We start from the raw sequence: 13044 nt of genomic DNA on the forward strand, positions 1-13044 counted from the left end.
TTCGACGATGACCAAGGATGCTGCCGTGGCAGGCACGGGCCGGCCGCGGATCCTGCTGCTGGACGGGCACTCGCTGGCCTACCGGGCGTTCTACGCGCTCCCGGTGGAGAACTTCTCCACCACCACCGGCCAGCACACCAACGCGGTGTACGGGTTCACCTCGATGCTGATCAACATGCTCCGCGACGAGCAACCGACGCACATCTGCGTCGCGTTCGACGTGTCCCGCAAGACCTTCCGCTCCGAGCAGTACGCCGAGTACAAGGCCGGCCGGTCGAAGTCGCCGGACGAGTTCAAGGGGCAGGTCTCGCTGGTCAAGGAGGTGCTGGAGGCGCTGCGGATCCCGACCACCGAGATCGACGGGTGGGAGGCCGACGACATCCTCGCCACGCTCGCGACCCAGGCCTCGGAGCAGGGCTTCGAGGTGCTGATCAGCAGCGGTGACCGAGACGCGTTCCAGCTGGTCAGCGACGACATCACGGTGCTGTACCCGAAGCGCGGCGTCTCCGAGATCGCCCGGATGGATCCGGCCGCGGTCGAGGAGAAGTACGGCGTGACCCCGCAGCTGTATCCGGATCTGGCCGCGCTGGTGGGGGAGCAGAGCGACAACCTGCCGGGCGTGCCCGGGGTCGGTCCCAAGACGGCCGCCAAGTGGCTGAACCAGTTCGGCTCGCTGAACGACGTGATCGACCGGGTCAACGAGATCAAGGGCAAGGCCGGTGAGTCGCTGCGCGAGCACCTCGCCGACGTGATCCGGAACCGGCAGATCAACGAGCTGGTTCGCGACCTGACCCTCGATGTCACCGTGGACGACCTGGTCCGGACGCCGTGGGACCGGGAGAAGGTGCACACGCTGTTCGACAGCCTCGAGTTCCGGGTGCTGCGCGAGCGGCTGGTCGCCGAGCACGAGGAGGTCGACGCGACTGTCGACCACGGGTTCGAGCTGCAGGGCGTGCAGCTGAAGCCCGGTGAGGTCGCGGCCTGGCTCAAGGAGAACGTGAACACCGGCGAGCGCGTTGGCGTCGCGGTGCAGGGCAGCTGGGGTCGTGGCACCGGCGAGATCACCGGTCTGGCGCTGGCGAACACCTCCGGCGCGGCAGCCTGGTTCGACCCGACGGTGCTGACGCCCGACGACGACGCGGCCTGGCAGGCGTGGCTCGCCGATCCCAAGCAGCCCAAGGCGTTGCACGACGTCAACGGTCCGCTCCTCGGGTTCCTGGAGCTCGGCTGGACTCTGGGCGGCCTGAGCTCCGACACCCAGCTGAGTGCGTATCTGGTCCGTCCCGACCAGCGCTCGTACGACCTGGCCGACCTGACCGTGCGGTACCTCAAGCGCGAGCTGCGCAACGAAGAGGTGGAGAACGGTCAGCTCAGCTTCGACGACGTCGAGGGTGGCCCGGCCGCGGATCACACCATGCTGCGGGCCCGCGCGATCGCCGACCTCGCCGACACGCTCGATGTCGAGCTCGAGAAACAAGCAGGGACGGCGTTGCTCGCGGACGTCGAGTTGCCGCTGATCGACGTGATCGCGGGGATGGAGCGCGACGGGATCGCGGTCGACCGGCCGTATCTGGAGCAGCTGGAAGAGCGGTTCGCGACCGGAGTGCGGGAGGCCGCGACGGCGGCGTACGAGGTGATCGGCAAGGAGATCAACCTCGGATCGCCCAAGCAGTTGCAGGTCGTGCTGTTCGACGAGCTGCAGATGCCGAAGACCAAGCGGACCAAGACCGGCTACACCACCGACGCGGATTCGCTGCAGGCGCTGTTCGAGAAGACCGAGCATCCGTTCCTGGCGTACCTGCTGGCGCACCGGGACGCGACCCGGCTGCGGCAGACCGTCGAGGGGCTGCTGAAGACGATCAGCCCGACCGACGCGCGGATCCACACCACGTTCAACCAGACGATCGCGGCGACCGGGCGGCTCAGCTCGACCGACCCGAACCTGCAGAACATCCCGATCCGGACCGAGGAGGGCCGCCGGATCCGGCAGGCTTTCGTGGTCGGCGAGGGATTCGAGTCGCTGATGTCGGCCGACTACAGTCAGATCGAGATGCGGATCATGGCGCACGTGTCCGAGGACGAAGGGCTGATCTCCGCGTTCACCTCGGGGATGGACTTCCACTCGGTGACGGCGTCGCGGGTCTTCTCGGTGGAGCCGTCCGAGGTCACGCAGGAGCAGCGGGCCAAGATCAAGGCGATGAACTACGGCCTCGCGTACGGGTTATCGGCGTACGGGCTGAGCCAGCAGCTGAAGATCGGCGTGGACGAGGCGAAGGGGTTGATGGACGAGTACTTCGAGCGCTTCGGCGGCGTCCGGGACTACCTGCGCTCGATCGTGATCGACGCCGGCAAGACCGGGTACACCGAGACGATTCTGGGCCGCCGGCGGTACCTGCCGGACCTGACCAGCGACAACCGCCAGCGCCGCGAAATGGCTGAGCGGATGGCGCTGAACGCACCGATCCAGGGCTCGGCCGCCGACGTCATCAAGATGGCGATGCTGAAGGTCGATGCGTCGCTGCGCTCGTCCGGCCTGAAGTCACGGATGCTCCTCCAGGTCCACGACGAACTGGTCTTCGAGATCGCCCCCGGCGAACGCGAAGCCCTCGAAGAGCTGGTCCGCCGCGACATGGGCGCGGCAGTCGACATGACCGTGCCCCTGGACGTCTCGATTGGCGTCGGCCGAACCTGGCACGACGCCGCGCACTAAGCACAGCTCTACGCCGAGCGCCGACTGCCTATCGCGGTCGGCGCTCGGTGCGGTTCAGGTCTAGGTGCAGTTCGGGTCTAGGTGCCGTTCAGGTGAGGTATGACGGTGGCGAGTCGGGGGAGAGGGCTCGCTGGATGAAGCGCAGTTCTTCGTCGCGCAGCGGTGGGAGGTTGTCGAGGGGCCACCAGCCGACAGCGAGGGACTCGTCGTCGTTGACCTTCGGTTCGCCGCTCAGAGGGCGGCACTGGAAACAGAGGTCGAGGAACTGGACCTGGTCGCCGTTCGGGTAGGTGTGGGGCGGGAACGACTCGACGTTGAGGAGGCGTTCGACCTCGGCTTCGACTGCCGTCTCCTCGCGGATCTCGCGGGCGAGCGCCGTGGCGGGTTGTTCGCCGGGTTCGAGGATGCCGGCGATCAGGGACCAGCGGCCGTTGTCGGCGCGCTGGACCAGAAGCACCTCGTCGTGGTCGTTCAGGACGACGGCGGTGACGCCGGTGAGCCAGAGCAGGTCGTGCCCGATCTTCTCGCGCAGCTCGAGGATGAACTTCGGGGTCGCCATGCCCAGAACCCTACCGAGCCGGCCTTCGCGACCGCCGCGACGCCGCGTCCAGTCCGGGCGGACTTAGTTTCCGCAAGCAAGTTGGCAGCCGATCCGCAAGTGTTAAACGTTAACTCCGCAAAATGCGGACAGTAGTCGGTTGATTCCGCACGGTCTCCACGAGCCCTTCCGGACGCCTGTCTTCTATGCCATCCTGCCCATTCAAAGATCCGAGATCCTATCGGATATCCCATATCTGTGTATCGGGAGGCGGGATGCACCACACCCTGGGAACGGCAGTACGGCGGCGGTCGTTACTGGCCGGCGCGCTCGGAGTCGCCGCGGCCGGCGGCACCGGAGCGTTGAGTGGTTGCAGTTCCGGCGAGGCGGCAACCGGCGCCTCGCCCGAGAGCCTGAGTGCCCCACCGGTCCCGCTCGGCCAGAAGCGGACCGGGATCAACTACCCACCCGGCTATGTCGGGCCGGTCGCGCGCAAGCAGACCACGATCGTCAGCGAGCCGACCACCTTCACTGTCGTCGTCCCGCAGAGCCTGGTGGTCGGCGACTGGGCGAAGAACGAGTTCACCCACTGGATGGAACAACAGACCGGGATCCGGATCCAGTGGCGTCAGGTCGCCGGCGACGGCAAGAACGCCGAGACGATGACGAAGGTCAACGCGATGATGGCGGCCGGCGACATCCCGGACGCCTTCCTGGGCATCTCCTTCACCCGCTCACAGCTCTACCTCTACGGTTCCCAGAATCTGTTCGTCGACCTGACGCCGTACCTGGACAAGTACGCGCCGAATCTCCAGCAGGTGATGACGGACTACGCCGAGGCGCGCAAGCTGATGGTTGCCCCGGACAAGCACATTTACAGCTTCCCGGACATCAACGACTGCTACCACTGCCGCGCGTCGAACGGCCGGGCGCTGCTCAACACCGACTGGCTCGGCAAGGTCGGCCTGGCGATGCCGACGACCACGGACGAGTTCCGCGAGGTGCTGACGGCGTTCAAGCAGGCCGATCTCGCGGGTGGTGGAAAGACGATCCCGTTCGGCGGCTACAAGGACGCGGCGCTGGACACGTACTTCATGAATGCGTTCCTCTACAACCCCGGCGAGCCGTGGCTGGTCGTCAACGACGGCAGGGTCGAGGCGACGTACGTCAAGGACGAGTGGCGCGAGGGGCTCAAGTATCTGCGCGGCCTGTACGCCGACGGCCTGCTGGCCAAGGACATCTTCACCGCGAACGAGGACCAGATCAAGCGGTACGGCGACAACCCGGGCGGGCCGGTCCTGGGTGGCGCACGCGTCTATTACTGGGGCACGCTGATGACGCTGGACCTGGTGGATCCCAAGGCGCGGTGGCGGCAGTACGAGACGATGTCACCGCTCAAAGGCCCGAACGGCGTCCAGGTCGCGCCCTGGAACTATCTCGGCGTCGGTCTCGAGGTCGCCACGCTCGTGGTGACGCGCAAGTGCCGCCGCCCGGATCTGCTCACCCGCTGGGCCGACTACCAACTCGATCTCGAGGTCGTGCTCCGCTCGTACGCCGGTCCCGATTTCCGCTGGTCGGCCAAGGGCGACAAGGGGATCAACGGCAAGCAGTCGATCTACGGCTACGACTCGTGGAACACCGATGCCACCAAGGGCAAGACCTGGGACCAGTACGGCGTGATGTACCGCTCGGGCGACTTCCGCCTGGCCGAGCGGGTCAACCCACAGCGGCCCACGTTCGAGTCCCCGCTGTACGAGCAGACCAGGGATCACCTGTTCGCCTTCAGGCAGCCGATGGACCAGCAGTTCCCGCCGGTCACGTTCGAGGCCGATCAGGCCGCGCAGGACGCCGAGATCGGCCTGAACCTCAAGGGCGAGGTGACCTCGTCGCTCGCGGGCTTCGTCACCGGCAAGCTCGATCCGAGCGACGACGGGCAGTGGCGCGACTACACCGACCGCATCACCAAGATCGGCTTGAAGCCGTATCTGGAGATCCAGCAGGCCGCCTACGAGACCTATCAGGGGTGACCGGGATGGCAACCATGACCACCGGTGCACCGGCTCCGGTCCAGGAGACGCGGTCCGACCGGATCGTGATGATCTGCAACTACACCGCCCTCGGCCTCTTCACTCTGGCGGTCCTCTATCCGTTGATCTATGTCCTCAGCGCATCGCTCAGCGATCCGAAGAACGTTGTCTCCGGCAAGGTCTGGCTCTGGCCGGTCGGCTTCAGCACCGACGCGTTCACGGCCGTCTTCGACTACGACTCGATCGTCAGCGGCTTCAGCAACTCGGTGATCTACGCGATCGGTGGCGCGCTGATCGCCACCGCGCTGACCCTGCTCGCGGCGTACCCGTTGTCCCGCAAAGGCTTGCCGGGCAAGGGGATCATCATGGCCTTGTTCGTGTTCACGATGATGTTCAGCGGCGGCATGATCCCGACCTATCTGGTCGTCGACCGGCTCGGCCTGCTCAACACGCGCTGGGCGATCATCCTGCCGGCCGCGCTCGCGGTCTGGAACATGATCATCACCCGCACGTACTTCCAGTCCACGATCCCCGACGAGCTGGTCGAGGCGGCGAAGGTCGACGGCTGCACCGACTTCGGGTTCTTCTGGCGGATCGTGCTGCCGCTGAGCAAGCCGATCATCGCGGTCAACCTGCTCTTCTACGCCGTCGCCCAGTGGAACTCCTGGTTCAGCGCGCTGATCTACCTGACCAACGAGCACCTGTTCCCGCTGCAGATGGTGCTGCGCCAGATCCTGATCCAGAACCAGTTCGACCCCTCCCAGGTCCGCGACACCGCCGAGCTGATCAAGATGAAGGAACTCCAGGAGCAGCTGAAGTACTCGCTGATCGTGATCGCCACCATTCCGCCACTGCTGATCTACCCCTTCGTGCAGAAGCACTTCGTCAAGGGGGCCATGGTCGGCTCGTTGAAGGGCTGACCCGCCATGGCCACCGAAACTCTGGTACGAACCACGCCCGCGCACAGCTCCAGCAAGCCGGCCAAGCACGCCGTCGCGCTGCGCATCCGGATCCGGCGCAACTGGCAGCTCTACGCGATGCTGGCCCTGCCGCTGATCTGGTTGGCGCTGTTCGCCTACTGGCCGATGTACGGCGCGATCATCGCGTTCAAGGACTACAACGTCGTCGACGGCATCATCGGGAGTCGGTGGGTCGGCTTCAAGTACTTCGAACGGTTCGCCGAGTCCTACCAGTTCTGGCGGCTGATCAAGAACACGTTGATCCTCCAGGGTTACGAGCTGTTCGCGACGTTCTGGCCGCCGATCCTGCTGGCGCTCGGGCTGAACATGGCCCGCCGCCGGTGGTACCGCCGTTCGGTCCAGATGATCACGTACGCGCCGCATTTCATCTCGACCGTGGTCGTGGTGGGCGTGATCGTGGTGATCGTCGACCCGAACAGCGGCGTACTGAACCAGTTCCTCGGCCACCTGGGGATCGGGCCGATCGACGTACTGAACAACCCGGACTATTTCCGGCATCTGTTCGTCTGGTCGAGCTCGTGGCAGACGATGGGGTTCTCGGCGATCATCTATCTGGCCGCGCTGACGAGCGTGTCGCCGGAGCTGCACGAGGCTGCGATCGTCGACGGCGCGTCCAGGCTGCGCCGGCTCTGGCACATCGATCTGCCGGCGATCCGGCCGGTCGCGGTGATCCTGCTGATCCTGAACATCGGCACGATCATGACGTCGGGCTTCGAGAAGGTCCTGCTCCTGCAGAACACGCTGAACCTACAGACGTCCGAAGTCATCGACACCTATGTCTACAAACTCGGTTTCGCATCCCAGGTTCCGCAGTTCAGCTATGCGGCCGCGATCGGGCTGTTCCGGTCCGTCATCGGCCTGGTCCTGCTCGTGCTCGCGAACACGATCGCCCGCCGATTCGCGAAGAGCAGCCTCTGGTGAGGCCTAGTCGGCTGCCTGGCGGTGCAGGCCTGCCGCCAGGACAGCCGAGAGGAGGAGTGCGCAGGCGCTCGTCATCGCGACCAGCACCTTGACGCCGGTCAGGCCGGTCGCGACGTGCGCGCCGAGCACGATCCCGGCCGCGATCGCCAGCACGACCAGGCCGGCCCAGATCACCAGCGGTGCGCGCTTCTCCTGTTGGGCGATCGCGGCGTACACGACCAGTTGCAGTACGGCGTACGCCGAGCCGGAGATCGCAAACAGCCAGGTGTAAGGGCCGAGTGGTGCGTATTTGTCCGCACCGCCGATGATCGCGACCACGAGGTCCGGCAGCAGGAGGGTGCCGATGATGGCGCACACCCCGAGTGCACCGACCGCCTGGATCGCCCGCCGCAGCCGCAGCGTGTCACCGGGGGAGCTGGCCAGCGACGGGAACACGATCACGATGACGAACTGCGGGAGGAACAGACACGCCTTCGCCACGATCACCCCGGCCGCGTAGTAGCCGCTGTCCGTCCCGTCGAGCAATGCCCGCGCGAACAGGACGTCGGCGTTCGCGATCGCGAAGAACGCCAGCAGGGTGTGAGTGCCGTGCACCGTTTCCCGTAGCACCTCCTTCACCTGCGCAGCGGTAGCGCCGGAAGACCCACGCAACAGGAACGCACCCAGCAGAGCGGGTACGGCGGCACCGACAGCGAGACCGATCATCGCCGAGTCGAGTGACGGGTGGATGAAGAGGGCACCGCCACCGAACAGCAGCCGGCCGACACCGACCGAGGTATAGACGCCGGCCAGCTCCGTCCACCGTTGGCTGCCTTGCAGCACACCGAGCTGGGACCCCATCAGCGTCAGGAACCCGAGCGCGGGAGCGACGAGCAGGACTGCCACCACCGAGTCGATGTGCAGCAGCCACCTGAACAGCGGGGTCGCGATCAGGCAGACCACGGTCAGCCCCAGCGCCGTACGACGTCCTGCTTTGAGCATGGCATCGGCCAAGCCCTCGCCGGAGTGAGTGGCGAGCCTGCGGGCACCCGTGGCCTGCAGACCGAGCGAGGCGACGTTGCCGATCAGCACCAGACCGAGCAGCGCGGTGATCGCGCCGAACTGCTCCGGGATCAGCCGGTGCGAGCCGATCAACGTGAAGCCGTACGCGGCGACGTTCATGATTGCCATGCCGACGGCAACGACCGTGGCGCTGCGCAGGAACGCCATCCGCGGTGTCTGGGGCTCTGGTGCCGGCGTGATCATCTTCTAGTGATTCCTTCGACAGGCCGGCACCGACGTATGAGACCTGTTAAAGAATAAGGTCCGGTACTCCTGGCCGACGAAGCGGACCGGCCAATCCGCTACTGTTCCCGCCTGATGTGGAGACTGAAGGCGGTTGGTGCGGCGCAGGTGGTCTGGCGGGCGAGGCTTGTGCTGGCCTGCCTTTTCGTGATCGCGCTGTGCTTGCACCGAGCGCCGGGCAAGGTGTTGCCGAGTGCCGTTCCCGGGCTGATCGCTGACCCCGACACTTTCGTTGCCCAGGCTCTGCATCTGTGGGATCCGCACGTCGGGTTCGGCCAGGTGCAGAGCCAGGCGTACGGCTATCTGCTGCCGATGGGGCCGTTCTACTGGCTGATGGACGCAGTCTCGGTGCCCGGCTGGATCACCCAGCGACTGTGGTTGGCGTTGGCTGGATGTGTCGCATTGCTTGGGGTCTGGAAGCTGGCCGGCGTCCTCAAGTACGGCGTGGCCGGGATGCGGTTCGCAGCCGCCGTGGTCTACGCACTCATCGCAGTGGTGCTCGGCGTCCACGCCTGGCCGCTGGCATTGGCGCCGTGGGTGTTGCTGCCGCTGGTCACGCCGCGGGCTCGTTCCGGCTGGTGGCGGGTCGGTTGGTCAGCCATAGCGTTCGCGCTGGTCGGGGGAGCTGATCCGATCGCGGCAGGTGCGACGCTCGTACTGCCGGTGCTTTGGCTGCTCACCCGCCGGTTGGATCGGACCACGCTGAAGCTGGCGGTCGGTTGGGTCGGCTGCGTGGTCGCCGTGTCGATCTGGTGGGTCGTACCACTGCTGCTGGTCAACTACTACGATCCCGGGATCTCCCCGGAGCTCAAGCGCCCTACCGCCGTGGCTGATGGACGACTGGTGCCACAGTCGCGGCTCGTGGAGATCCGCGGCACTGCGGACGACGTACCGACTGCCATGGCGGCCGTTGGCGGTGACTGGGTTGCTGTCACCAGCTCGGATGTCGTGGACTTCAGCGGTCTGCCTTTGATCCAGACCGATGCTGCGGCGCCAGGTGAACGCCAGCCGAGCGTCGTGGTGTTCAGGAACGGTCAGGACGGATCCGGATCGCTCCGGAGCGTTGAGCTTCCGCAGGCGGCGTCGTACCAACTGCACGGGACCGCGGTGCCGCAGGACGGAGCAAAGACTGCGGTGGGGTGTGGCAACGGACCGGCTGTCCGGGTGGACGGCGTGCCGGTGGAGACGCAGGTCAAGGCGACCGAGCAGGAGCTGACGCAGCGGCAGTCTGTTGCGTTCAGCGCATGTGAGCCTGCCGTGGCGTTGCCCGCCGGCCGTCACACGGTGGATGCGCTGGCTGGTGGTGGATTCGTGCCGACCGTGACCACGCTGACCAAGGCGGGCTTCGGGAACGTGTCCGTGACCCCGGTGCAGGACGTGGACGTCTGGCGCCCCAACGCCGCAGCACTCACTGTCGAGGTCCCGGCCGCAGCCGAGCAGTCAGTGCTGACCATCGCGCAGAACTACAGCAAAGGCTGGGAGGCGTACGACGGAACGGGTCACAAGCTCACCCCGATCCGCATCGCCGGCTGGCAACAGGGCTGGGTCCTGCCAACCGGACCCGAGCAGGTGGTGAACGCCCGCTTCAGGCCCGATCGGCTGTATCGGGCCGGACTGCTGGTTGGCTTGCTCGCCCTGCTGACCGTGCTCGGATTGGCCGCTCTATCCAGTAATAAGACGCTCCGGCGAGCCCGACCGACAGCACGAGCGTTGCGACGAACAGTACGACGGGCTGGGTCGTGAATCGCTGCATCACGTCCAGCACGATCAGGTGATAGGCAAAGACGCCGTACGCGAGATGTCCACCGATCACGGCGCTCCGGTCGCCTAGGACCTGCAGCGTCCGCGCGGTCGGCGTCACGGCCGGGAAGAGCGTGCATGCGGCGATTCCCGTGTAGAGAAGGCTTTTGACGACGGCCTGGGCCGGGGTGGACGTGGACAGGTCGTACGGCCCGGCCACCGGGGTCGCTGCGATCAGCAGCAGAGCCACACCGATTCCCCAGACCGTCCCAGGGATCGTGATGAGCGTGTCCCGCGCGGACGACGGGAGCCGGCCGCTGGTCCGAGCCACCTGCCACAAGGCGAACCCCATGCCGACGGCGAACCAACCGACGTACCCAGGCAGCCACAGTGCCGCCCGCGGATGCGCTGTAGCGGTGGCAGCCATCCACGCCGGTCCGAGAAGGGTGAACAGCCCCAGTACGGCGAGGCGCCAGCGGACGCTGCGTCGAGTGGGACGCTCGTACGCCGTCAGGAGCTTCGCGAGCGCAGGCAGCAGCACGTAGAAGGTGCCTGCGGTCAGCACGATCCACAGCTGCGAAGACCAGACCAGTGCGTCCTTGTCCCGCACCAGCAGGAGAAACAGCAGCACTGCGATGCACAGGACGGGCAGTGTCTTTAGCGCCCGGTTACGCAGGTACGGGAGGGTCAGCGGCGGCGCTGTGCCCTCGAACCACGCCACTGCGTGCGGCCGGTACAGCAGGAACCCGGAGATCGCGAAGAAGATCGCCACCCCGACGTCCAGCCGCGCGAGGATCGCGTTGCCGAACCCGACGTTCGCCACCAACACGCCGAGCGCGGCGATCGCTCGCAGGCCGTCGAAGGCCGGGAACCTGTGTCTCATCTGCGCATTCATACAGCACGGTGGGCCGACCAGATGGCGGTGCCGGGGACCAAGCGGCCACGCTCCGGACCCCATCCGCCCCAGACCAGGTCGTGCCCAGCCGGCCACTCCGGCTCGAGCAGGTCGTCGATCACGAAGCCGGCGTCGGTCAGCGCGCGGATCCAATCGCCGGTCGTGCGGTGATGCTCGGCGTAGATCGGCGTACCCGCGTCGTCGACCTCCACGTACGGCGTCCGGTCGAAATAGGAATGCGTGATCCGCAGACCGGCGGGTGTCGGGTCGTCCGGCATCGTCCAGCGGAACGGATGCGTCACCGAGAACACCAGCAAACCACCCGGCGTCAGGACGCGAGCGATCTCCCGGAGCGCGGTTTCGGCGTCCGCGACGAACGGCAGCGCGCCGAAGGCCGAGCAGACGATGTCGAAAGCGGCGTCGCGGTAGGGGAGTGCAACGGCGTCGGCCGCAACTGTGCGGACCGAGGTGCCCGTGCGGACGTCGAGCTGGTGAGCCAGTCGCAGCTGCTCGATGGAGATGTCGAAGGCGACCACGTTCGCTCCCTGCCCGACCAGCCACCGCGAACACTGCGCGGCGCCGCACCCGACCTCGAGGATGCGCTTGCCACGGACGGGACCGAGCAACTGCGCGTGCTCCTCGTCGACACCTTCGGGGCACCAGATGAAACGGTCGTCGCCGAGAAAGTCACCGTGCTCGGCCAGGTACTCCCCGGCCGCCGAGTTCCAGTAGGCCCGACTAGCCCGCGACGTCTCCGCCTCGGTCAACTCCACCCGCACCGGCTCGATCACGCGGGAAACTCTAGTGTTCGGAGGTATGAGCGACTTAGCGGCTAGCGCGGTCCCGTTGACCGGCGGCTACGGCGGGCAGACCTTCGCGGTCAGCGCCGGGGGCGAGGAGGCGGTGATCAAGCTCTACCCCGCCCACCCGGAGCGGGCGGCTGTGGACGCGGCCCTGCTGCAGCTGGTCCACGGGCTGCTCCCGGTACCGCGAGTGCTGGATCTCAAGCGCGAGGGCTCGTACGAGGACCCGCCGTACCTCCTGACCGAGCGGTTACCCGGAGTGAACCTGCAGGTGTTCCTCGAGACGGCCACGGAGGACCAACGGCGCACAGTCGGCACGCAGCTCGGCGAACTGCTGGCACGACTGAGCGGGATGCCGTTCCTGCGGTCCGGGATGTTTCAGGACGGGGATCTGACCGTTGAACCGTTCGATCTCGGCGACCTGGACCAGTACGTCGCCAACCTGAACCTCGGCCTGGACCTGTCCGAAGTCCTGTCCGAAGCCGAGGACCTGCTGGCCGACGGAGTCGATCGGGTTTGCCTGGTGCACAGCGACTTCAATCCGAAGAATCTGCTGGTCGATCCGGCCACCGCGCGGATCACCGGGCTGATCGACTGGGAATTCGCACACGCGGGTTCGCCGTACGCCGATCTGGGCAATCTGCTCCGGTTCTGTACCGACACAGTCCTGGCCGAGGCGGTTCTGAGCGTGCTGCGGGGGAGCGGTCTGAGTCTCGGCGAGCCGCTGGTGGACCTCGGCCGGGCCGCGGATCTGTGGGCGCTGCTCGACCTCGCCTCCCGGCGTGTCGAGCACGAGGTGGCGGCCGCGGCGTACGCGCTGGTGGCTCGGATGGCGGACACGGGACACCTGGCCGGCGACCGGCCGGAGCTGGACGTCGTACATTGATCTGAGTGGCACGTCGGGAGACCTCGGCGGCCAATGAGGTGGTGGCCGGTAGCGACCGGGTGCCCCAGGTTGTGCTGCCTTCGTCAAGACCGGTATTCTGTGAGATGCGCTATGGGCCCGCGCGACCTCGGACGGAGCAGGCTCGTGCTCGCAAGCAGTCGGTGGTGAATCTGTCGTCTTTCAGGCAATCCAGCGGTTGGGTGCGATCCAACGTTCATGGCGCAACCGCACAACACCACCAGTCCACGGAGCAACCCACC

The 13044-nt window shown here is 66.6% G+C and carries 9 protein-coding genes and 1 pseudogene; 6 read left to right on the forward strand and 4 right to left on the reverse strand.

The window, feature by feature from the left end:
• The first annotated feature begins 7 nt into the window (after window positions 1–7).
• Window positions 8–2710: a DNA polymerase I gene (gene polA, locus ACWF4Z_RS11865; protein ID WP_452242973.1), complete on the forward strand. Its 2703-nt coding sequence runs from the start codon at window positions 8–10 to the stop codon at window positions 2708–2710.
• A gap of 88 nt (window positions 2711–2798) precedes the next feature.
• On the opposite strand, the gene ACWF4Z_RS11870 is transcribed toward polA, so the two are convergent.
• The gene (locus ACWF4Z_RS11870) at window positions 2799–3269 is read right to left on the reverse strand and encodes an NUDIX hydrolase (RefSeq protein ID WP_452242974.1); all 471 of its coding nucleotides are present in this window, start codon (window positions 3267–3269) and stop codon (window positions 2799–2801) included.
• A 254-nt stretch (window positions 3270–3523) separates the two neighbouring features.
• On the opposite strand from ACWF4Z_RS11870, the gene ACWF4Z_RS11875 reads away from it, so the two are divergent.
• Genes ACWF4Z_RS11875 through ACWF4Z_RS11885 form a run of 3 tightly spaced genes read left to right on the forward strand, consistent with a single transcriptional unit; the run spans window position 3524 to window position 7176 of the window.
• Complete coding sequence (locus ACWF4Z_RS11875) at window positions 3524–5275, forward strand: extracellular solute-binding protein (protein WP_452242975.1); 1752 nt, start codon at window positions 3524–3526, stop codon at window positions 5273–5275.
• A 5-nt stretch (window positions 5276–5280) separates the two neighbouring features.
• The gene (locus ACWF4Z_RS11880; RefSeq protein WP_452242976.1) at window positions 5281–6195 is read left to right on the forward strand and encodes a carbohydrate ABC transporter permease; all 915 of its coding nucleotides are present in this window, start codon (window positions 5281–5283) and stop codon (window positions 6193–6195) included.
• Window positions 6196–6201: 6 nt separating this feature from the next.
• On the forward strand, window positions 6202–7176 hold the full coding sequence (locus tag ACWF4Z_RS11885) for an ABC transporter permease (RefSeq protein WP_452242977.1): 975 nt from the start codon (window positions 6202–6204) through the stop codon (window positions 7174–7176).
• A 3-nt stretch (window positions 7177–7179) separates the two neighbouring features.
• On the opposite strand, the gene ACWF4Z_RS11890 is transcribed toward ACWF4Z_RS11885, so the two are convergent.
• A complete protein-coding gene (locus ACWF4Z_RS11890; protein ID WP_452242978.1) occupies window positions 7180–8421 on the reverse strand; it encodes a polysaccharide biosynthesis protein in 1242 nt (413 codons plus the stop codon).
• Between the two features lie 114 nt (window positions 8422–8535).
• Between ACWF4Z_RS11890 and ACWF4Z_RS11895 the strand changes: the two are divergent.
• Window positions 8536–9240 (forward strand): annotated as a pseudogene (locus tag ACWF4Z_RS11895) (alpha-(1->3)-arabinofuranosyltransferase domain-containing protein); the annotation flags it as partial.
• Between the two features lie 805 nt (window positions 9241–10045).
• Here the strand turns inward: ACWF4Z_RS11895 and ACWF4Z_RS11900 are convergent.
• Window positions 10046–11083, reverse strand: coding sequence for an acyltransferase family protein (locus ACWF4Z_RS11900; RefSeq protein ID WP_452242979.1), 1038 nt, complete (start codon window positions 11081–11083; stop codon window positions 10046–10048).
• Window positions 11084–11091: 8 nt separating this feature from the next.
• Window positions 11092–11886, reverse strand: a complete 795-nt coding sequence (locus ACWF4Z_RS11905) for a class I SAM-dependent methyltransferase (protein WP_452242980.1) — start codon at window positions 11884–11886, stop codon at window positions 11092–11094.
• 25 nt (window positions 11887–11911) lie between these two features.
• Here ACWF4Z_RS11905 and ACWF4Z_RS11910 point away from each other — a divergent pair, with 25 nt between their 5' ends.
• The gene (locus ACWF4Z_RS11910) at window positions 11912–12784 is read left to right on the forward strand and encodes a phosphotransferase family protein (protein ID WP_452242981.1); all 873 of its coding nucleotides are present in this window, start codon (window positions 11912–11914) and stop codon (window positions 12782–12784) included.
• Window positions 12785–13044: the final 260 nt, after the last annotated feature.

It is taken from the genome of Kribbella sp. NPDC055071 (genome assembly GCF_053608045.1).